Origin of the sequence: Actinomadura latina NBRC 106108 (assembly GCF_001552195.1) — a bacterium.
Classification (GTDB): domain Bacteria; phylum Actinomycetota; class Actinomycetes; order Streptosporangiales; family Streptosporangiaceae; genus Spirillospora; species Spirillospora latina.
Map to the genome: position 1 here is coordinate 45,545 of NZ_BCQS01000003.1, position 20,937 is coordinate 66,481.

The window sequence follows — 20,937 nt, forward strand, 5'->3', positions numbered from 1 at the left end:
CGCAGGAAGCTGGCCCCTAGGCGGTGGCGCAACGCTCGGGCGCCGAATCGATGCCAGCGTCCTTGAGGATCTCCCATGCCGTGGAGGCAGCGACCTTGACGCCGAGCACCGCAACTCGCCGTGCACCCGCCGGTTGCCCCGGCTCGGATTCTCCCGCACCAGGCGAAGGACGAGAGCCAGGATGAAGCAGACAGTCGGTGTGCGGCCGGAAGGGTGCGAGGACGGCAGGTGCGAGGACGTCAGGGGGGCCAAGGCGCCAGGCGCCAGGGCGCAAGGGCGCTAGGACGTCATCAGGGCGTCAGCGTGCGAGGGCGTCAGGTCCCCCCAGGTGCGAGGACGCCAACGGGCGCCTGGGGGGACCCGCTAGTCCCATGGTCAAGCTCCCCCCAGGTCCGTGGAAGGCGAACGCTGAACTGTGGATAACTTTGGGGCGCGCCGCGACGCGGGCACACGTGAGGAAGGGGCCGGCCAGGAGTAGGCAGTGGTTGAGCGGCCAGAGGCACGGGGAGGGCCCCGCGCCCTGGCCGGCGCGGGGCCCCTGGAGCTCGGTGTGCACCGCCGCCCAAGCACACCGAGCGGGTACCCCAGTCCGCGTTACCGGCGAGCGGTACGCCGCCACCTGCGGCGTTCCGGGATGCGGTCACCAGAGTCCACGACGGACGGATTGTTCTCCTCTGCCGGGTCCTGTGCGTGCGCCGGGTCCTGGGCGAACGCCGGATCCTGCCCGACGTGGCCGTGTGTGACCCCTTCGTCCGCCGGATGTTCGATCACCCGTTCGACTCGCTCGGCCGGACGGCCCATGGGGGCGGGATCCTCGATGATGTGCTCCTCGCGGACGATCGTGCCGGGTTCGTCGCCGTAAGCGGGGTCGACGCCGACGACCCGGCCGGCGCGGCGCCGCGGCCGCGTGTACTTGAGGGTGAAGGCCATGCTGACGAGCCCCACCAGAATCAGGATCCAGCCGACCATGTGGATGTCGACGCCACTGAGGTCGACGCGCAGGGCGAACGCGAGGATCGCGCCCACGGCGATGAATGCGAGACTGACTCCGATTCCCATTTGTCGGAGCTCCTTCCGGGGGGACGGCGGGCGACACACCACCCCTACCCGGAGGGTCTCGAATATGCCGGGGGTCATGTGGTTCTTGCCATAACGCAAGGGTCCACCCGGTCCGGCGCCCAAACTTATCCACAGGGACGTTGCACGTGTACGCGGCCGCCCCGTCATGTGGAACGATTCGTCTGGTGGGGATAGCACGGGAGGTATTCGGGGACGCGCTACCGGTCGCGGAGCGGTATGCGGCGTTCCTCGCGGAGGCCGGGGTCGAACGCGGGCTCATCGGACCACGCGAGGTCGACCGGCTCTGGGAACGACACCTGATCAACTGCGCGGTGGTGTCCGAGGTCGTCCCGGCGGACGCGCACGTGGTGGACATCGGTTCGGGGGCCGGGCTGCCCGGCATCGTGCTCGCGATCGTCCGGCCGGACCTGCGGATCACCCTGCTGGAGCCGCTGCTGCGCCGGACCACCTTCCTGGAAGAGTGCGTCCAGATGCTCGGCCTGCGGAACATCGAGGTGCGGCGGGCCCGGGCGGAGGAGGTGGCAAAGGAGTTCTCCGTGGACGTGGCCACCGCGCGGGCCGTCGCGCCGCTCGAACGCCTCGCGAAATGGGCCCTTCCGCTGCTGCGTCCGGATGGGGAACTCCTCGCGTTGAAGGGCGAACGAGCCCAGGCCGAGTTGGATGAGGCGGAGCCCGTCCTGAAGCGGCTGGGAGCGCGCTCAACGGAACTCCTGCAAGTCGGGCGCGGTATGGTCGACCCGCCGACAACACTCGTCCGTGTGGTCGCCGGCCGTGGAGAGGTTGTCGGGCGACGACAGCGCGCCCCCCGGCGTGCCAAAGGGTCGAGGAAGAGGTCTTCATGAGCACGGGACCAGGACTGGGCCGGCCTGACCGCGCCGACGAATCCCCCGATGAGCAGCCGTCCGGCCTGGGGGGACCCGGCGTGGACGAGGACGCTCAGGCGCCGTCCACGGGTGGGACGCAGGGAGTTCCGGGCCCGGGGACCACACCCTCCGGACACGCGATGTGGGGTAACACGACGTCCGGGACCGCGGAGAACGTCGGATATGTTCCGACGAATGCCGGCGCGCATCCGCCGGGTCCGCGCAAGGGACCGAATCAGGGGGAGTCAGAACTCGTGCGCGAGGCGCTCAAGGACGCCAAGGTTTCACATGAAACAGCGGTGACCGCGCTCAAGGCCATGTCGGGCCGCAGGGAGCGGGAGTGGCCGCGGCCGGACAGATGCCGCATCATCACCATCGCCAACCAGAAGGGCGGCGTGGGCAAGACCACGAGTTCGGTGAACCTCGCCGCCTCCCTCGCCATGCACGGTGCGCAGGTGCTCGTGGTCGACCTCGACCCGCAGGGCAACGCGTCCACCGCGCTCGGAGTCGAGCACCACGCGGAGATCCCGTCGATCTACGACGTGCTGATCGAGGACATGGCGCTGGCCGACATCGTCGTCAAGGCACCGGAGATCCCCAACCTGTACTGCGCACCCGCGACCCTCAACCTTGCGGGCGCCGAGATCGAACTCGTCTCGAAGGTGGCCCGCGAAGCACGGCTTCGGCGGGCGCTGGATGCGTACGAGACCGAAAAGTTCGATTACGTGCTGATCGACTGTCCGCCTTCACTCGGCCTGCTCACCGTGAACGCGCTTGTCGGCGGAGACGAACTGCTCATCCCCATCCAGTGCGAGTACTACGCGCTGGAAGGCCTTGGGCAGCTGATCCGCACCGTTGACCTCGTCAAAGCCCATCTCAACCCGAAGCTGAAGGTGTCGACGATCCTGCTCACGATGTACGACGCCCGGACGCGCCTTGCCGCGCAGGTCGCCGAGGACGTCCGGAACCACTTCGGGAACGTCGTCCTCAACACGGTGATCCCCCGCAGCGTCCGTGTTTCGGAAGCTCCGAGCTACGGACAGTCCGTCATGACCTACGACCCCGGTTCGAGCGGCGCGCTCGCCTATAGCGAGGCCGCCTCGGAGATGGCCCACGGAGGAGCTGTCCAGTGAGCCAGCAGCGACGCGGTCTGGGCAAGGGGCTCGGCGCCCTTATCCCCACCGCCCCGCCCCCGCCGACGTCGGACGAACCGGGCAGCTCGGGCGAGCCCGGGTTCCCTGGTGGGCCCGTCGGGAACGGTGCCGCCCCCGGACCGGCTCTCGAACCGGTCGCCGGCGCCCATTTCGCGGAGCTGCCCGTCGGGTCCATCACGGTCAACCCCCGCCAGCCGCGCGAGCATTTCGACGAGCAGGCACTGCAGGAGCTCGCCGAGTCGATCAGCATCGTCGGGCTGCTGCAGCCGATCGTCGTCCGCAAGACCGCGTCGGACGAGCACGACTATGAGCTCATCATGGGTGAACGCCGGTGGCGGGCCTCCAAGATGGCCGGTCTGGACGTCATCCCGGCGATCGTTCGTGACACCGGCGACAACGATCTGCTCCGTGACGCGCTGATGGAGAACCTCCACCGCCAGCAGCTCAATCCGCTGGAGGAGGCCGCCGCGTACCAGCAGTTGCTGCAGGACTTCGGTGCCACTCACGAGCAGCTCGCCGGGCGTATCGGCCGGTCGCGTCCGCACATCACCAACACGCTCCGACTGCTGAACCTGCCGCCCGCCGTCCAGCGCCGGGTGGCCGCAGGCGTCCTGTCCGCCGGTCACGCCCGCGCCCTGCTCTCCCTCGACAGCATCGAGGCTCAGGAGCATCTGGCACAGCGGATCGTCCAGGAGGGCCTCTCAGTCCGCGCGCTGGAGGAGATGATCGCCCTCCGCGAGGTGGAGGACGAGCCGAAGGCAGCTCGGCAGGGTCGCCGGAAGAAGCCGGTCGCCCCCGGACTGAAGGAGCTGGCGGACCGGCTCTCCGATCGTTACGAGACCAAGGTCCGCGTCGACATGGGCCGCAACAAGGGCAAGATCGTGGTCGAGTTCGCCACACTGGAGGATCTCGACCGCATCATCAAGTCGATGGCCCCGGAAGACGGTGGCGTGGAAGACGCCTGACGCCCACCATGCACGATGCGCCCCGGAAGCCTGTGGCTCCGGGGCGCTTCTCATCGCGACCGCTCCCCCGATGTTTCCCGTGAAACATCCACCGCGTCCCGCCCTGGCCACCGCCCGAGCACGACACCGTCCTTTCCCCACGGCCCGCGGCGTCCTCAACAACAGCCCCTCCGTCGAAGCGAGTCAGGAGAGCAGAGGCGCCTTCCTCATCTCTGGAGTCCGCTCAAGAAGAGCAATGGACGTCCTGTACCTGTATCGGGGCCCCAGGCGGTGGCGATGGCGGGCACTGTCGGAGGGGTGCCAAGGAGGACGCCACAGACGGTTTCGACGATGGCGTCGTCGCGGCCAGCATGGCAACCAACGCCCAGTCGCTCAACCTCACCAGCGGCCGAGGGGACGTGGATTAACGCGCAGGTGTCCGGTGCTACCGACATCGAGTCCGTGACGGGGAGTCCCTCATCGACGGGCTAAACCAGGAGCCGGCTCAACACCTGCGCGCCAAGGCCGTCGTCATGGAAAACGGGCTCACCCCCGGCACCAAACACCCTCGCCGCCAACTACCACGTATCCGCCGGCACCGGCCACGGGCTGTTTCCCTAGGGAGTCCTGAAGCGGTGCTGTTTCACGTGAAACGTCACTGTCCTCCGCCAGAGGTGCTGCACACACTCACGCGGCACCCGGTACAGGTGCGCGAACACCTCCAGGTTCTCCCGCGCGGTCAACTCCTCGTCGAGATTGTCGTGTTGCGGGACGACACCCATCACGGCCGGCGCGCGCTTGGACTCATGTGACGTCGAAGCGCCGAGCGTGCGGATGCTTGCCTCGTCCGCGATCGTCTGCGCAGTCAGCATCTTCATCGACGTCGACTTCCCGGCGCCATCGGACCGGCACCCCCTGGCCGTCGGCTGAGGAACACGTACGGACGGACCCACGCCTTATGCGAGCCGGTGCTGGGCGATCCGCAGTTCGGGCCCCGTCGCCGAGGGCGATGGGCCGTTGGGCGACTCACAAGGCAGGATCTCAGCCTGCATTGCATGCAGGCAGTCCTCATAGTCTCATCGCCGCGACGTTGGGAGCATCGCCTCTGCAAGCGATCCGCACCACATCCGCAGCGCCCAGGTGAGTTGCCGGGATTGCTTCCCGCCCTGCCTCGTCCCGGGGTGCGACTACCTCAAGTCGGCCCGACCAGCCCGGCCCGAGCGTGGGCGACCGCGTGCAGCACCCCTCACTAAGGAGCCCTGCGTAGGCGCCTCGGTCGACGAATCGCCCGGCACCCCGCACGTGTTCGTCCGCGGCCGGGGCACCGGAGACCGGTTGCTGGGCAACGGGCTTCCTGCACAGCGAAGGGTCGGTGGTTGCGGCACGGGGCCGTGCTCATCCGCTAGAGACACACCACGCAGGCAGGGCCAGACCGAGTCAGGCAGGCAACATTGCATCTGCTGGTCCGCCCCGTCCGCGAGGACGAGCCCGAACCCGTCGTGAGACCTTCCCTGGCTGGCTGCGCCAGCGCATCGAAGCGGTGATCTGGACCTTGAAGAACCAGCTCGGGCTGGAACGCCACGCCGCACGCACCACCGAGGGCCTGGGACACGCCTGTGCCAGCGCATCTGCGCGCTCAACGCCCGCTATCTGGCACAACTGGCTCATCTACGACCCGCTCAAACGGTCACTGGTCGCCTACGACCACTAACCAGAGCACTCAACAACCCCCTTCAACGATCTAGGGGCCGGAGGCCACTTGCAGTAGACCGGTCCGTTGTTGACAGTTGGATCCCAGTTGCTCGTGGGCCGCCGCGAACACTTTGGCGATGCGGCTGGGGCGCGGCGCCGGGGGTTCTCCCAGACTCATGAGGCCGTCAATGGATGTCGGTTGCCACGCTGCGGTCCTCGAGTGCCGGATGGGCGTCCGGTAGCCAACCCAGGGGAGCATCTCCTCGCTGACAGGTTGGCCGAGGAGCCGTCGCAGATCTCTGGCGTCAGTGTTCGGTAGATGGCGGGCGGTTCCACCTGTGCTCAGAGCCTCAGGCGTGCAACTCGTTCCCACGCGGGGGCCGCGCGCGCCACTCGAGCGCGAGCGCCTCTGCCAGATGGCGTGATTCGCCGGCTCATCGTCATTAGACGACAGGTGAACGTCGCTGAGGCGGGCCATCGGTGGCTTTGTGTTGCGAGGGCCGCTTCAGGCTAGGCGGGCGAGGAGCAGGGACTCGCAGACTTCGCCGAGGTCCAGGCCGGCGACGCTGATGGCGCGGGGGAGGAGACTCGTCTCCGTCATGCCGGGCGCGACGTTGACTTCCAGGAAGTGGACGTCGCCGTCGGGGGAGACGATGAGGTCGGTCCGGGAGATGTCGCGGAGGCCCAGGGCGCGGTGGGCGGTCACGGCGGCGGACGTGGCGCGGGCGGCGGCGTCAGGGGTGAGTCGTGCCGGGGTGACGAACTCCGTGTCGCCGGCGTCGTAGCGGGCCGTGTAGTCGTAGAGGCCGCCGGGGGCGACGATCTCGACGGCAGGAAGGGCGGTGGGAGTGCCGTCCCGGTCGATGACGCTGACGGAGACTTCGGTGCCGGAGATGTAGCGCTCGATGAGGGCCGCGTCGCCATAGGCGAAGCAGCCGACCATGGCGGCCGAAAGTTCGGACGGTTCGCGAACGACAGAGGCACCGAGGGCTGAGCCGCCCCGGGTCGGCTTGACGAACAGAGGGAGGCCCAGGGCGCTCACGATGCGGTCGAGGACGGAAGCGGCGCCGAGATCGTGGAAGACCTCCTTCGGGAGGGCGACCGACTCGGGCGTGTGAAGGCCTGCGCGGCGGATGACGGACTTCGCGGTCGGCTTGTCCCACGCGACACGACAGGCGTCCGGGCGGGCGCCGAGATAGGGCACGTCGAGGAGTTCAAGGACGTCGCGGATCGAGCCGTCCTCACCCGCGGCGCCGTGCAGGACGGGGAAGACGATGTCCGGCGGGTCGTCCGTCAGCGAGTCCAGGAGCGTCGCGTCGGCGTCGCGTAGTTCGACCGGGATGTCGCGGGCGCGCAGCGCGTCGGTGACGCGTCGGCCGGACCGGAGCGACACCTCGCGCTCATACGACAGCCCCCCGGCAAGGACGACGACATGTCCGAGTTCCACCGCGCTGCCCCCCTTGGATGATGTCGTGCGCGCCCGCCAACGAGCACCGGCGGGCGCGCGTTTCACGTGAAACCTTCAGACGACGTCCGGCCCCGGCGCCTGGATACCGGTGGACCCGCCGCCGACGGAGCCGCCGAACATGTCGCGGAGGCCGATCTCCTTCTCGACCACCGTCGCGAGCCGCCGGATGCCCTCCCGGATCCGGTGCGGTTCGGGGAAGCAGTACGACAGCCGCATGTGTCGATGCCCGGTGCCGTCCGCGTAGAAGCCCGTGCCGGGGACGTAGGCGACCCGTTCGGCGATCGCGCGCGGAGCCATCGCTTTGGCGTCGAGGCCCTCGGGAAGTGTCAGCCAGACGAAGAAACCGCCGGCGGGACGCGTCCACGTACAACCTTCCGGCATGAGCTGGTCAAGGGACTCCAGCATCGCGTCACGGCGCGCCCGGTACAGCTCGCGGAAACCCTTGATCTGCTCCCGCCACGGCTGAGTGGCGAGGTATTCACGGACGGCGAGTTGCGAGAAGTTCGACGGGCACAGGATCGCGGACTCGGCGGCCAGGACGAGCTTGGCCCGCACCGCGTGCGGCGCGAGCACCCAGCCGACGCGGAGGCCGGACGCGATCGTCTTGGAGAACGAGCCGAGGTAGAGGACGCGTTCCGAGTCGTCCGCGCGCAGGGCACGCATGGGCTCGCCGTCGAAGCCGAGCAGCCCGTACGGATTGTCCTCGACGATCAGGACGTCATACTCGGCGCAGATTTCGAGGATCTGGGCGCGGCGTGCCGTGGTGAGCGTGACGCCCGCTGGGTTCTGGAACGTCGGCACCGTGTAGAGGAACTTGACGCTGCGCCCCTGCGCGCGGAGCGACGAGAGGGTCTCGCGGAGCGCGGACGGGATGAGCCCGCCCTCGTCCAGCGGCACGTGCACGACGTCGGCCTGGTAGGACGCGAACGTGCCGAGCGCGCCGACGTAGGACGGGGCCTCGGCGAGGACGACGTCGCCTGGGTCCACGAAGATCTTGGTGATGAGGTCGAGGGCCTGCTGCGCGCCGACTGTGACGACCACGTCGTCCGGCGACGCGTGAACGCCTTCCAGGGACATGACCTCGCAGATGTGCTCGCGGAGCAGTTCGTCCCCCTGCGCGGAACCGTACTGCAGCACCTCGGCGCCCTTGCCGGCGACCAGGTCGCCGATCATCTGCCCGACGGCGTCGAGGGGAAGCGCCGAAACGTACGGCGCACCGCCCGCGAGCGAGACGATCTCCGGGCGGGCGACCATCGCGAACAGAGCCCGGATCTCGGACGGCACCATGCCGGCGGCGCGGGCGGCGTAGCGATCGGCGTAGACGTCCGTACGCGAATGCTGTTCCACGAGGCACCTCCGAGGTGTGATGGCTTCCCTGCAAACTACGGCATGGCCGCCGCGCAGGACTGTTTCGGGTGTGGCGCGGCGCCCAGTTGGGGAGACTCCTGTCCGATACGATGCCCGCGGGTCCCGGTTGGTTGCCGGGAAGTTCCGCCGCCACGGGTTCCAGGCCGGCGGGCGAGGATCGCAACAGGGGGTGCCGACCCGGTGTCGCGTCGTCTCGTCAACATCACGCTGGACAATCTCGATGATCTGCCGCGCCGCTGCCGCGGCTGCGTGTTCTGGGAACTGGACCCGGTCAGCCGGGACCGCGCCCTGGAGAGCGGCGACTCGGGGTTGGAGAAGGAGGCGTGGATCTCCTCGACGCTGCTGGAGTGGGGCAGCTGCGGCAAGATCGCGTACGTGGACAACGTTCCGGCGGGCTTCGTGATGTACGCGCCGCCGCTGTACGTGCCGCGCTCGGTGGCGTTTCCGACGAGTCCGGTCAGCGCGGACGCGGTGCTGCTGATGACCGCGCACATCCTGCCGGAGTTCGCGGGCGGCGGCCTCGGCCGGATGCTCGTCCAGGGCGTCGCCAAGGACCTCACCCGGCGCGCAGTGAAGGCGATCGAGGCCTTCGGGGACCTGAAGGGCGAGGACGGCGGGTGCATGGTGCCCGCCGACTATCTGCTGTCGGTCGGGTTCAAGACCGTCCGGCCGCACCACCGGTATCCGCGACTGCGGCTGGAGTTGAAGTCTGCCCTGTCGTGGCGTGAGGACGTCGAGGTGGCCCTAGAGCGGCTGCTGGGCTCCATGACCCCGGAGGGGGCGCTACGACCGGTCTGAGGGGATCTGAGGGGCTTTGACGCGTGCGGCCCGCACTCCAGGCGGAGTGCGGGCCGCACGATTTCGCGCTCGGCGCGGAAGGCGGGAGGCGGCTCAGATGAACTCGGCCAGATCCCGCAGCAGGGCGGCCTTCGGCTTGGCGCCCATGATCTGCTTCACGACCTCGCCGTCCTTGTAGATGTTCATCGTCGGGATCCGCATGATGTCGTACTTCTGCGGCACCTGCGGGTTCTCATCGATGTTCATCTTCACGATGTCGATCTTGTCGCCGTGCTCCTTGGAGATCTCCTCCAGGATCGGCGCCACCATCCGGCACGGGCCGCACCACTCGGCCCAGAAGTCGACGAGGACGGGCTTGTCGCTGTCGAGCACCTCGGTCGCGAAGTCGGCGTCCGTCACGGCTTTCATGGTTCTCCTTCTGCTGCTCTCACGCGGCGGGCCCTCACCCGGTGACGCCCGCCGTTCATTCGTACGTTCCCACCGGCCGACCGTGACTGATCACGGCCCAATCCTCGCCCGGCCCGCCCCCGTGCCCGCAGTCATCCGGCGTCTCCGGGCCACTTCGCGCCCCGGGCCCACTCCGCACCCCACTACTCCGCACCCCCGGGCTACTCCAGATCTCTGGATCACTCCACCACCGGCCGAGCCTTTGTCCGGCCCAACCGTCGCGGCCCAACCGTCGCGCGGCTGAGACTCTGCGCCCACGGTCAGTCCGCCATCGGGCCGAGCCTTCGCACGGTCGAGCACTGCGCGGCCCGCTGCCGGACCGCGCCGCTGACCCGCTGCCCGGCTGAGCCGCCGTATTGGCTGGTTCGTCGTCATGGCTTGTTCGCTGGGGTCGATACCAGCTTGCCGGTCGCTCTCGAACGGCCGAGCGCGTAGGTCGGCTGGTCGGCAGCGTCACCCTTTCGCCTCCCGGTCCGTCGATACCGCCGGCCGACCCGATCAATGCCGGACGAGGGAACCATGGCCTGGTCGGTCTGCCGGTCGAGCGAGCGGGTCGCGCTGATCCATTGCCTTAAAGGGACAGACGGTTGGTGGTGCACTCGTCCGGTCGGACCGGACCGGTCCGACCGGTGCGTCAGCAGATTCGCCCGGCCGGCCGGGCGAAACGTCCGCCTCGCCGAGATCGTCCAGCCCATCGAAAGCGCCGACCGGCCCAATCAACGCGGACAAGCAGGAGAGCCGGTTAGGCGAAGAGGCGATGGATCGGATCAGGCCTGCGGGACGGTTTCGGCGGCGTCCTGGTCCTGGAGCCAGCGTTCGGCGTCGATGGCGGCCGAGCAGCCGCTGCCCGCCGCGGTGATCGCCTGCCGGTAGATGTGGTCCACCACGTCACCGCACGCGAACACCCCCGGGATCTTCGTCCGCGTCGTCGGGGCGTCCACCAGCAGGTAGCCGTCGGTGTCGGTCTCCAGCTGACCGGCGAACAGCTCACTGCGCGGATCGTGGCCGATCGCAATGAAGAGCCCGGTGATCTCCAGCGAAGACTCGGCTCCCGTCTTGATGTTCCGCACGGTCACACCGGTCACCCGGTCGTCGCCCTGAATGGAGGCGACCTCGCTGTCCCAGAGGAACCGGATCTTGTCGTTGGCGAACGCCCGATCCTGCATGATCTTGGACGCGCGCAGCTCGTCCCGCCGGTGGATCACGGTGACCGACCTGGCGAACTTGGTCAGGAAGATCGCCTCCTCCATCGCGGTGTCGCCGCCGCCCACGACGGCGATGTCCTGCTCGCGGAAGAAGAACCCGTCACAGGTCGCGCACCACGACACGCCCCGGCCCGACAGCCGCTTCTCGTCCGGCAGGCCCAGTTCCCGGTAGCCCGACCCGGTCGCCACGATGACCGACTTGGCCAGGTAGGTCTCGTCCCCGACCTTCACGACCTTGGGGTCCGCGGTCAGGTCGACCTCGGTGACGTCGTCGGTGATCAGCTCGGCGCCGAACCGCTCGGCCTGCTTGCGCAGGTTGTCCATGAGGTCCGGGCCCATAATGCCGTCGGGGAAGCCAGGGAAGTTCTCGACGTCAGTGGTGTTCATCAGCGCACCACCCGCCGTCACAGACCCCTCGAACACCAGCGGCTTCAGGTCACCGCGCGCCGCGTAGACGGCGGCCGTGTAGCCCGCGGGGCCGGACCCGATGACGATGACGTTACGGACGTCGCTCACTGTTCTGCGCCTCTCCTCGTTGGCCGTCGGTGCCGCACGGCCCGGCCTGCCAGTCGCATCAACCGATCCTAGGCCCCGAGGATTCCCGGGACCCCTCGACCAGCCGTCCACCAGGCTCTATCCCCTCTAGGGTGTTGTGCATGGCACGCATTCTGCTTCTCCACTCGATGTACGGGCTGCGTCCGGCGGTGCATCAGGCGGCGGACCGGCTCCGTGCGGCGGGGCATGACGTCCACGTTCCCGACCTGTACGACGGGCGGGTCGTCGACGACCCCGAGGCCGGCATCGAGATCAAGGAGGAGATCGGCCGGGACGAGTTGCTGCGGCGCGCCGTCCGGGCGGCCGCGCCTCTTATGGGCGACGGCGGCCTCGTCTACGCAGGCTTCTCGCTCGGCGGTTCCATCGCGCAGAACCTCGCCTTCGCGGACGACAAGGCCGGCGGCCTGCTGCTGATGCACGGTACGTCCGACATCGCGGAGGACGCGTCCACCGAGGTCCCGGTGCAACTGCACGTCGCCGACCCCGACACCTGGGAGCCCGTCGACTGGCTGAACACCTGGTACCTGCAGATGCGCAAAGCGGGCGCGGACGTGGAGGTCTACCGCTACCGGGGCGCCGGCCACCTCTTCACGGACCCGGACCTCCCCGACTACGACGCCGAGGCCGCCGAGCTCGCCTGGACGACCGCCCTGGCCTTCCTCGACTCCCTCTGACCACCCGGCCACTCCAAGGCACCGCGCCGCCACAGTGGACCTACCGCCGCCCCACCGCACTTGGACAACCGCCTGACCTTTCTGGGCTCCCTCTGAGGCCGTGGTTATCGGCCCCTGAACGCTGAGTGCCATCGACGGCCCGTCGACCTGCTGACCCTGCGCGGCGTTCGTGGACCCTTAGCCTCGCGGCCCACGGATGTCGCGTACCAAGGTGATTTCGGCATTCCACCGCAGCTGGACGACCGCCCTCGCCTTCCTGACTCCCTATGCCCGTGTCGTTGGCCCGCTGGGTGCCGCACGCTGCGGCCCCTGCCACTCCGCCGCGCCCGGGCGAGGGCCCTGGCCTTCGTGGGCTTTCTTAGTCCCCGCCGCCGTTCTGCGGGGCGCGCCTGCCATGGTGGATCACCGCTCCACCGTGCCTGGACGACACCTTTGCCTACTGGGCGCGTTGACCGCCCTACCCGCCGCGCGGGGCGTTACGTGCCTCGGTGGCACTGCCTCACTACCAGCCTGGACAATCGTCCCCAGAGTTCGTAAGCACCCTCCGACCTCGATGGCCTCGAAGGTGCCGCGTGTTGCGGTGGTTGCCACTCCGCCGCGCCTGGACGACCGACCTGAGATTTCTTTGATCCGTGGCGATGGTCCGAGGTGGCGCGTGCATTGGTGGGAGTTCGGCGCCCTGTCGCGTTTGGAGGGCCGCCTCCGGATGCTCCGACTTGCTGGCCTGTGCCGCTGCGGGCTGCCTCGGGTACGCGTCGGCCGTTCTCGGCCAAGCCGAGAACGGCGGCGACGACTGTCAGGCGTTCTGCAGCTGCTTCAGGATGCGCTGGTTTCGGGCGGAGCAGTCCGCGCCGACGACCCAGATGTTCCATTTGCCGGAGCGGTCGCCGTGGACGGCGATAACGGTCGCGGGGCCGCCCTCGTACTTCGCGCTGTCGACCAGGGCGGGCGTCTGCCCGTGGGTCACGCCGTTGACGCATCCCTTGAGCTGCGCGGACGGCGGGCCGGACACGGCTCTCAGCCGCTGTCCGTCGGCGAGCAGCCGGTCGACCTGCGCTCCCAGCGTCCCGGCGCGGTAGGCGGTGCCGCTGCGGGCCACCGTGAAGGCCGCGGCCGGGGCGGCGTTCGGGGCCACTCCCTTTTCCGAACCGGATTGGTCGGGATTGTCCTGCGCGGGAGTCGACGCCTTGCCGTGGTCGCCGCTCACGCCGTCCAATGCCATCGTGCCGACCGTCGCGCCGCCGCCGACGACGATCACCGCCGCCGCGGCCGCCGACAGGATCCGCCAATGCCGCCTTCCGCGCCGCTGCTCCATGCTCACCACGGTGGCGTTGTGCATCGACTCCGCGGCGATGGCGGTGTCTATGCGCTCGGCCAGCTCGGCGGGCATGGACGGTACGGGTGCCTCCGCCAGGATCCGGGAGACGTCCGCAAGGTCGGCGGACAGCTCACGGCATTCGGCGCAGGAGTCCAGGTGCGCGTTGACGGAGGCGGCTTCGTCGTCTTCGAGCAATCCCTCGGCCAGGTCGGCCAGGACGTCGTAGTCGTAGTGTGCGGGGTTCACTTGGGCATGCCACCTCCTTCCACACCTCCGACGTTTTTGCGATCCCGTCGGTTCCGGTGATGGGTGAGAAGGGGCGCCAGCCGGGCGCGTCCCCGTGCGCAGCGGCTCTTGATCGTGCCTGCCGGGACCTCCATGACCCGCGCGGCGTCGTCGACGGAATAGCCCATCATGTCGACGAGGACGAGGGCGGCGCGCTGCTCGAACGGGAGCTGCTCCAGCGCGGTGCGGACGTCGAGGGACACGCCGTGCGCGTCCGTCGGGTCCGGCATCTTCGGCGCGACGGCGTCGAACGTCGCGTCGTCGCCCATCGGCGTCGCCGGCCGGACGGACTTGCGCCGGATCCGGTCCAGGCAGGCGTTCACCACGATGCGGTGGAGCCAGGTGGTGACGGCGGCGTCCCCGCGGAACCGTCCGGCCGCGCGGAACGCCGACAGACACGCGTCCTGCAGCGCGTCGGCCGCCTCCTCCGGGTCGCCGAGGGTGCGCAGCGCCACCGCCCACATGCGGTCGCGGTGCCGGTGGACCAGTTCGGCGAACGCGTGCGGGTCCCCCTGGGCATGGCGGGCGAGGAGCTCCTTGTCGGGCACCTCGTCGACGCGATGCATGCTCACCGACGTCATGAGCGGCCGCGTCCGTGCACGAAATGCCCAGTCGCCGCCGAGCGCCTTGCGGCCGCGTCTGCTGGGGTAAGCACCACAGATTCCTGGGTAGAGGGGATATTTGCTCACAGGCACGATACCGACAAGCACCGCCCCACGTCACAGCCGGTTCTGCAGCACTCCAACCGCCGCGAAGTTGTTACCCGGTGTCCGGGATCGTCGTGACCGGCCGAGATCCCGCTCCCGCCGCCCGGCGGGCGTCCCGGCGTCCGCGGCGCTGACCGGGGTCAGCCCGATGAGCCGAGGACGGTGACCTCGCTGACCTCGGCGCGGAACTGCCCGTCCGTGCCCTGGGAGAGCTCGGTGAACCAGAGCAGGACGTATCGGCCGCTACGCGTCCCGGGGACCTGGATCGTCGTGGAACCGGGCCCCGACGTGGTGACCGTCTGGACCTTCTGCATCGCACTCGGATCGGGCGAGTCGCCGATCCGCAGCTGGATCTTGGCCCCGGCGGCCTCGGGGAGTTCGGCCCTGATCTCCTTGATCTTGACCGTCTTGCCCATGTCGAGTTGCAGGCCGAGCCCCTCCTTGAGGCGGCCGAAGTCCGCAGAGGTGTAGAAGGAGCTGCGCCACGTGGTGCCGGACTTGCCGTCGATGGCGAGCCGCCCCTTGCCTTCGCCCTTGCCCCCGTCGTCGCCGACGGGGTCGACGCCCTTCGCGCTCTGGACGGTGAGCGCGGAGGCGGACGGCGCGGGCGCGGCGCTCGACTTCTTCGGGTCCACGGCGCCGTCGCCGCCGGAATCGTCCTTGGAGCCGCTGCCGGACAGCGCCCACGCGCCGATCCCGACGATGACGGTCAGCGCGGCGGCGGCGACGCCGATCAGCGCCCGGTTCGCGGGACGCTTGGACGCGCCGGGCCCGTGCGCCGGTGCCGTGCGGGTCGAGGTGGACGACGGCGGCGGCGCGCCGTGCCGGGCGCGTGGCGGCGGGACGTGCGAGGACGCCGGCTGCTCGTGCGCGGGCTGCCGGTGCGGCTGCGTCGGTGCGGGCGGCGGTGCCGCGGAGCGCCGGGGCGCCGCCGGACGCGGGGACGGCGGCGAGGCGTGCCCCAGCCCGGCGAACAGCGGCAGCGGGGTGCGCGGGACGCCGCGCAGCGCCTTGGCCAGGTCGGCGGGGGACGCGAGCGGCTCGCCCGCGCCGATGCCGAGGCAGCGGCAGACGATCGCGTCGACCGCGTGCGAGATGCCGGCCTGCACCTGGCGGGGCGCGTGCGGAACCCCGTCGGCGGCGGGCGCGGCGGGCAGGCCGGAGGCGTCCTCGTCGCCGGGCCAGTGCGCGGTGAGCGCCGCGTACAGCATCCGGCCGAGGCCGCGGACGTCCTCGGCGGCGGGATCCTCGGTGTGCCGGTCGTTCAGCACGGCGTCGGTCGCGATGCCGAGGATCTTGACGGTGCCGCCGGTCGTCCAGACGAGGTCGCGGGGGGTGAGGCAGAGGTGCGACAGCCCGGCGGAGTGCGCGGCGGCGATCGCCTCGGACGCCTCGTACAGCAGCGTCGCGGCGCGGCCGGGCTCCAGCGGGGCCTTGCCGAGCATGCCCTCAAGGGCCTCGCCGGTCACCCATTCGCTGACGACGTAGGCGCTTTCGCCGGAGTCGTCGGCGTCGAACACCTGGGTGAGGCGCGGGTCGGTCAGCCTGCTGGCCGACCGCGCGGAGGTGACGGCCTCGGCGATCCGGGGGAACTCGGGATCGAAGGTGCGGACGGCGACCGCCCGCGCGAGGATCTCGTCGATGGCCTTCCAGAGCGACGATCCACCGGAATCGCTGATGCGCTTTTCGAGGCGGTAGCGGCCGGCGAGACGCGTGCCGGGCTCGATGACTGACGTGCTCACGGCAACGTCCTGCACAGGTGGTCAGATCCCATGTTCGTGGCGTGGCAGCTTACGCCTCCGACCCTCCTCTTTGCGTTCCCCAGGGTGTCGCCCCGCAAGCCGTAGTCCCCCACATGGTAGTGCTTACTCGCTTGAGTGGCCGCCTTATCGCCGCGCGTCCTTTTTTACTTTGCGATGTTGAACGGCGCCGGATGACCGGATGATCAGCGCCCGGGCAGCCGGCGCGCGAACATGGCGATGGTCGTCTGGATCTCCTCCACCCGCATCAGCTTGGCGAAGAGCAGGTACAGCAGCCCGCCGCCGACGGACCCGACGACCAGGGTGACCAGCGCGGGGAGCATCGCCGAGGTGTCCCCGGCGGCGTCCACGACGGTGTGCGCGGCGTAGGCGAACCCGATCAGCGGCCAGACCGCGACGAGGAGCTTCAGGTGGCCGCCGATGATGCGCCGGCCGTCGATCCCGCCGAGCTTGCGGCGCAGCACCAGCCAGCAGGTGACGGTGCCGACGACGCTGGTGACCGCGAACCCGCCGGCGATGCCGACGACGATCCACTTGACGCCGAGGACGTTGTAGGCGGTGAACGCCATCGCGATGTTGGACGTGGTGACGATCAGGCCGATCAGCGCGGGCGTCTTCGTGTCGCCGTACGAGTAGAAGACGCGCAGCATGAGCTGGTAGATCGAGAACGGCACGAGCGCGATCGCGAACATCTGCATGACCCGCGCGATGACCAGCGCGTCGTCCGGGGAGGTGTTGCCGTGCGCGAACAGGACCGTGGTGATCTCCGGGCCGAGCACCAGCATCAGCGCCGCCGCCGGCATGATGATCACGGAGGAGAGCCGCAGCCCGCTGGAGAACGCGGCGCGCACGTCGGCGGTCTTGCCCTCGGCGGCGAACCGGCTCATCCGCGGCAGCAGCGCGGTGATCACCGAAACGCCGACGATCGCGTAGGGCAGCTGGAAGAGCTGGTAGGCGTTGAAGTACGGGGTGTAGCCGTAGCCCTCGCCGAGGCCCCCGTCCACGGCCTTGTTCCCGGCGGCGTTCGCGAGCGCGGTGACGACGGCGAGCGCGGCCTGGGTGGCGATGACGTAGAGCAGCGTCCAGCCGGCCATCCGCCCGACTTCGCCGATCTCGCCGCGCTTGAAGTCGAGCCGGGGCCGCCAGCGGAACCCGACGCGGCGCAGTGACGGCCACAGCGCCACCGTCTGCAGGACGATGCCGCCGGTCGTGCCGACGTACAGCAGCATGAGCTGGGAGTCGGAGATGCTGGACGGGTCGACGCGGCCCGTGGTGACCGCCAGGAACGCGCCGCCGACGGCGATCACCACGATGTTGTTCAGGACCGGCGCCCACATCGGCGCGGCGAAGCTGCCGCGCGTGTTCAGGATGGCGCCGGCGAACGCGCCGACGCCGTAGAAGAACAGCTGCGGCAGGAAGAACTGCGCGAACAGGACGGCGACCCTGCGCTGGTCGCCGGTGTAGCTGCCGGCCAGGACGTCGATGAACAGCGGCGCGCACAGCACCGCCACGACGGTGAGGACGCCGAGGCCGATCACCGCGAGGGTGAAGACGCGCTGCTCGTACTGCTCGCCGTAGGCGCGGTCGCGCTGCTTGGCCCGCACCAGCAGCGGGACGATCACACTGGTGAGGATGCCGCCGAGCAGCAGGTCGTAGATCTGGTTGGGGATCGTGTTGGCGGTGTTGTAGGCGTTCGCGAGCAGTCCGGTGCCGAGCGCGGCGACAATGACGGCGGTGCGCAGGAAGCCGGTGATGCGGGACGCGAGGGTGCCCACGGCCATGATCGCGCCAGAGCGGAGGATGCCGCCTCCGGCCTTCCCGCCGTCGCCCTCACCGGACGGGGGGAGGGGTGTGTCGACGACCGTCTCGGCGACGGGCGCGCTCCCGCCGGGGACGGGAATGTCAATCGCCGTCTCGGCGGCGGTGCTCGCCGCGCCACCCGGCCTGCCCGTCGGCGGCGGACTCGGGTATCCCGCCGGATTCGGCGCGCTCGGCGGCGGCCCCTGCGGAGGTGGGCCCTGTGGCCTCGGGGGAGGCGGCCCCTGCTGAGGTGGGCCCTGGGGCGGTCCCTGGGGCGGGGGCCCCTGCCGCGGGGGGCCCTGCGGCCTCCGCGGTGGCGGTCCCTGGGTTGGTGGACCCTGCGGTGGAGGACCCTGTGGATATCCCCGGCCCGGCGGGTTGCCCTGCCCCGGGTACCCCGGGGAATTCGGCGGCGGGTATCCCTGCCCCTGGGAACCCGGGGCCGGGGAGCCCGCTCCCCTGTTCCCCTGGTCCCGCCGATCCCATTCCGGTCGACCCGTCACCGGCTGCCTCCGCTTTCCGGCGGCGCCTCGCTCTGAGGGCCCGCACTCCGACGCCCCCGAAGAGTACGGCAAGTCCGCCGCCGGTGATGAGCAGTGCGAGACGCCCGTAACCGGTGACGGTCACGGTGATCGACTCGCCGTCCCCGTACGTCCGGCCGCCCGAGCCGGGGATCTCCAGCTCCAGCTGGACGTGGAAGTTGCCGTTGCCGGCCGCCTGCGCGGGGATCCAGCGCTGGGCCCGCTCCCCAGGCCGCAGCTCGATGGTCGCGTCCTCGGGCTCCAGCTCGCCGAGCCGCAGCTTCGCGCTGTTCTCCGACGTGGCGACGAGGTGGACCTTGACCGCCTGGTCGGGCAGCGTGTTCTCCACGAGCACCGGCAGCCGGCCCGAGCTGCCCCCCATCAGCACCCGTTTGCTCTTCGTGGTGACGATGCGGACCCGGTGCATGTCGGTCGCGAGCTCGTCCTCCAGCTGCTTGCGGGCCGACCTGGCCTGGCCCGGCGACGTCCGCCACGCCGCGGACTCCATGCGGAGCACCGCCCGCTCGTAGGAGATCTTGGTCGGGCCGGTCAGCACGGACTGGAACGCCCTGGCCTTCCGGGAGATCGCCTCCACCTGGGCGAGGTGCGCGTCGCCGAGCTCGTACTGCTGGTAGTCGTCGGAGTAGCCGTTGAAGACGCGGCCCTGCGGCGCGGCCGACTCGATCTTGCCCAGCGGCACCTCGCGCAGCCAGCCCGCGCCCTTGGTGTACTTCAGCAGGTTCTTCGCGACCCCGTCGGCCGGGTTCCAGTGCCGGTCCGGGGCGAGGACGAGGGTGCGCACCCGGTTCGGCGCCTCCGCCGCGATCATCGCCGACTCGGCCAGGAACCGCTGCTCGGTCAGCAGCCCCCCGGAGGCCGACCGCGACCCCTCGCTGACGATCTGGTTGAGCTTCTCGTCGTACAGGAGCGTCTTCTTGTCGCCGTAGTGCGTCTGGAGCGCCGTCGTCGCGTTCGGCAGCGCACCCGTCGCCGGGTTCTGGAACTGCGAGCTGCTCATCAGGAACGCCCCGCCGCTCTTCAGCGCGTTCTTGGCCAGCTGGTCGACCGTGCCGGGCCCGGCGGCGCCGGACGGCGGCCAGGCGACGTGCGCGTCCGCGGCGCGTCCGAGGATCTGCGTCGCGACGCCGGTGTTCCGCTCGTCGAACGCGACGCCGATGTCGTGGGGCGTCTTGCGGCGGACGAGCGCCACGACGTCCGGGTCGGCGTAGGGGAGAGTGAAGTACGGGTCCTTCTTCGAGGCGTCCTTCAGCGCGGTCAGCCACGCCGCCGCGGCCTCGCTCTTCTTCTTCCGGACGCTCTTCGCGGCCCCGGGCGCCCGGACCGTGTAGTCGCCGGACGCCATCCGCTGCACGTCGTCCAGCAGCGCGGGGTCGATCCCCCACGTGATGGGCGTGTCGGTCGCGGACGCCGCTTGGACCAGCCGGCCGAGCCGCCCGCCCGGCGCCACGGACTCGGCGAGGGCGTCGTCGGTGAACGTCCGGTCGTTGGTGCGGTGCATCCGGTCGGCGAGCGGCCAGACCCAGCCGACCGCGACCTGCTGGAAACGGCGTTCCTTCGGCATGAACGTGAGGAACGTCGTGATGCCCCCGACGACCTGCCGCGCGGAGTTCAGGACCTCGACGCCGACCGGGTAGACGCCGGGCGTCCCGGCCGGGGCGCGCAGCCGGAGCTTCTTGACCGTGGTGGTGAACGTCCAGTTCTGCTTCCCGCCCGGCGCGGACGCGCCCGGAAGCTGCTTCTCCCCGCCGATGTTCGGCAGCGCGTTCGGCGGGCCGGCCGCTAGCTGGTCCAGCTGGCTGCGGCTGGTGACCGGCTGCGCGCTGTACCGCAGCCGCACGTGGAGGCCGGGCAGCTGGTGCCCGATGCGGTTCATGGCCTGCCCGGAGATCTCGATCCGCGACTTCTCGCCGACGCTCTTGGGGTCGACCTTGGTGAGCGCCATGGCCACCTGGGTCTTGGCCTGCACCTGGGTGGTGGCCTGCACCTGCGTCTTGGCCTGCACCTGCGTCTTGACCTGCACTTGCGCGGGCGCGTCTCGCGCGAGGGCGGGGGACGCCAGCGTCGTGGGCGCCGCCATGGCCATGCAGGGCAGCAGAGCGGCCAGCGCCACCGCGCGTTTGACCGTCCTCACGCCTTACCGGCCGCCTTGGGACGGCGGGCGAACATTTCCCGCACCACGGCGTCGATGGTAGTCCGTCAGGCTGATTGCGGGTGCCCGAGCACCGACGTCGGCGGTTTCCGTGCGTGACGCTCCGCCCGGCCATGCCCGGTCGGACG

At 70.1% G+C, this 20,937-nt stretch carries 16 protein-coding genes and 1 pseudogene; 6 read left to right on the top strand and 11 right to left on the bottom strand.

Annotation, left to right across the window (positions count from 1 at the left end; translation table 11 throughout):
* Nucleotides 1-594 precede the first annotated feature (594 nt).
* Nucleotides 595-1,059, bottom strand: coding sequence for a DUF6458 family protein (locus tag AL2_RS38285; RefSeq protein WP_067628136.1), 465 nt, complete (start codon nucleotides 1,057-1,059; stop codon nucleotides 595-597).
* 185 nt (nucleotides 1,060-1,244) lie between these two features.
* Here AL2_RS38285 and rsmG point away from each other — a divergent pair, with 185 nt between their 5' ends.
* The 3 genes from rsmG (at nucleotide 1,245) to AL2_RS00955 (ending at nucleotide 4,062) form a co-directional block, all read left to right on the top strand.
* Nucleotides 1,245-1,922 carry a 16S rRNA (guanine(527)-N(7))-methyltransferase RsmG gene (rsmG, locus tag AL2_RS00945; protein ID WP_067628139.1) on the top strand — a complete coding sequence of 226 codons (678 nt, stop codon included), beginning with the start codon at nucleotides 1,245-1,247 and terminating at the stop codon, nucleotides 1,920-1,922.
* Nucleotides 1,923-2,197: 275 nt separating this feature from the next.
* On the top strand, nucleotides 2,198-3,076 hold the full coding sequence (locus AL2_RS00950) for a ParA family protein (protein ID WP_083945814.1): 879 nt from the start codon (nucleotides 2,198-2,200) through the stop codon (nucleotides 3,074-3,076).
* Nucleotides 3,073-4,062 carry a ParB/RepB/Spo0J family partition protein gene (locus AL2_RS00955; protein WP_067628142.1) on the top strand — a complete coding sequence of 330 codons (990 nt, stop codon included), beginning with the start codon at nucleotides 3,073-3,075 and terminating at the stop codon, nucleotides 4,060-4,062. The genes AL2_RS00950 and AL2_RS00955 overlap by 4 nt, the downstream gene beginning before the upstream one ends.
* A gap of 596 nt (nucleotides 4,063-4,658) precedes the next feature.
* On the opposite strand, the gene AL2_RS40225 is transcribed toward AL2_RS00955, so the two are convergent.
* Nucleotides 4,659-4,994, bottom strand: coding sequence for an ATP-binding cassette domain-containing protein (locus AL2_RS40225; protein WP_376741319.1), 336 nt, complete (start codon nucleotides 4,992-4,994; stop codon nucleotides 4,659-4,661).
* A 501-nt stretch (nucleotides 4,995-5,495) separates the two neighbouring features.
* Between AL2_RS40225 and AL2_RS40230 the strand changes: the two are divergent.
* Nucleotides 5,496-5,752: pseudogene (locus tag AL2_RS40230) on the top strand (IS982 family transposase); the annotation flags it as partial.
* 486 nt (nucleotides 5,753-6,238) lie between these two features.
* Here the strand turns inward: AL2_RS40230 and AL2_RS00965 are convergent.
* Both AL2_RS00965 and AL2_RS00970 read right to left on the bottom strand, forming a co-directional pair.
* Entirely contained in the window at nucleotides 6,239-7,180 is a 942-nt protein-coding gene (locus tag AL2_RS00965; RefSeq protein ID WP_067628148.1) for a D-alanine--D-alanine ligase family protein, read from the bottom strand.
* A gap of 75 nt (nucleotides 7,181-7,255) precedes the next feature.
* The gene (locus tag AL2_RS00970; protein ID WP_083945969.1) at nucleotides 7,256-8,488 is read right to left on the bottom strand and encodes an aminotransferase-like domain-containing protein; all 1,233 of its coding nucleotides are present in this window, start codon (nucleotides 8,486-8,488) and stop codon (nucleotides 7,256-7,258) included.
* A gap of 261 nt (nucleotides 8,489-8,749) precedes the next feature.
* On the opposite strand from AL2_RS00970, the gene AL2_RS00975 reads away from it, so the two are divergent.
* The gene (locus tag AL2_RS00975; protein ID WP_067628154.1) at nucleotides 8,750-9,367 is read left to right on the top strand and encodes a GCN5 family acetyltransferase; all 618 of its coding nucleotides are present in this window, start codon (nucleotides 8,750-8,752) and stop codon (nucleotides 9,365-9,367) included.
* Nucleotides 9,368-9,460: 93 nt separating this feature from the next.
* On the opposite strand, the gene trxA is transcribed toward AL2_RS00975, so the two are convergent.
* Nucleotides 9,461-9,775, bottom strand: coding sequence for a thioredoxin (gene trxA / locus AL2_RS00980; protein WP_067628157.1), 315 nt, complete (start codon nucleotides 9,773-9,775; stop codon nucleotides 9,461-9,463).
* Nucleotides 9,776-10,581: 806 nt separating this feature from the next.
* Entirely contained in the window at nucleotides 10,582-11,535 is a 954-nt protein-coding gene (gene trxB, locus AL2_RS00985) for a thioredoxin-disulfide reductase (RefSeq protein WP_067628159.1), read from the bottom strand.
* Nucleotides 11,536-11,675: 140 nt separating this feature from the next.
* On the opposite strand from trxB, the gene AL2_RS00990 reads away from it, so the two are divergent.
* Entirely contained in the window at nucleotides 11,676-12,248 is a 573-nt protein-coding gene (locus tag AL2_RS00990; protein ID WP_067628162.1) for a dienelactone hydrolase family protein, read from the top strand.
* Nucleotides 12,249-13,044: 796 nt separating this feature from the next.
* Here the strand turns inward: AL2_RS00990 and AL2_RS00995 are convergent.
* The 5 genes from AL2_RS00995 to AL2_RS37115 form a co-directional block, all read right to left on the bottom strand.
* Complete coding sequence (locus AL2_RS00995) at nucleotides 13,045-13,812, bottom strand: anti-sigma factor family protein (protein ID WP_067628165.1); 768 nt, start codon at nucleotides 13,810-13,812, stop codon at nucleotides 13,045-13,047.
* On the bottom strand, nucleotides 13,809-14,432 hold the full coding sequence (gene sigM / locus AL2_RS01000; RefSeq protein ID WP_174550800.1) for an RNA polymerase sigma factor SigM: 624 nt from the start codon (nucleotides 14,430-14,432) through the stop codon (nucleotides 13,809-13,811). Before sigM ends, AL2_RS00995 begins: the two co-directional genes overlap by 4 nt.
* A gap of 266 nt (nucleotides 14,433-14,698) precedes the next feature.
* Nucleotides 14,699-16,300, bottom strand: a complete 1,602-nt coding sequence (locus tag AL2_RS01005) for a protein kinase family protein (RefSeq protein ID WP_067628168.1) — start codon at nucleotides 16,298-16,300, stop codon at nucleotides 14,699-14,701.
* Nucleotides 16,301-16,503: 203 nt separating this feature from the next.
* Nucleotides 16,504-18,225 carry a murein biosynthesis integral membrane protein MurJ gene (gene murJ / locus AL2_RS01010; RefSeq protein WP_083945971.1) on the bottom strand — a complete coding sequence of 574 codons (1,722 nt, stop codon included), beginning with the start codon at nucleotides 18,223-18,225 and terminating at the stop codon, nucleotides 16,504-16,506.
* On the bottom strand, nucleotides 18,221-20,791 hold the full coding sequence (locus AL2_RS37115) for a DUF6049 family protein (protein WP_157437944.1): 2,571 nt from the start codon (nucleotides 20,789-20,791) through the stop codon (nucleotides 18,221-18,223). Before AL2_RS37115 ends, murJ begins: the two co-directional genes overlap by 5 nt.
* Nucleotides 20,792-20,937: the final 146 nt, after the last annotated feature.

What these genes read in the sequence shown, in the direction of transcription:
- AL2_RS38285 (WP_067628136.1), bottom strand. Translation starts at nt 1,059, where the DNA reads ATGGGAATCGGAGTCAGTCTCGCATTCATCGCCGTGGGCGCGATCCTC.
- AL2_RS00970 (WP_083945969.1), bottom strand. Translation starts at nt 8,488, where the DNA reads ATGGTGCCGTCCGAGATCCGGGCTCTGTTCGCGATGGTCGCCCGCCCG.
- trxA (WP_067628157.1), bottom strand. Translation starts at nt 9,775, where the DNA reads ATGAAAGCCGTGACGGACGCCGACTTCGCGACCGAGGTGCTCGACAGC.
- AL2_RS00990 (WP_067628162.1), top strand. Translation starts at nt 11,676, where the DNA reads ATGGCACGCATTCTGCTTCTCCACTCGATGTACGGGCTGCGTCCGGCG.
- sigM (WP_174550800.1), bottom strand. Translation starts at nt 14,432, where the DNA reads ATGACGTCGGTGAGCATGCATCGCGTCGACGAGGTGCCCGACAAGGAG.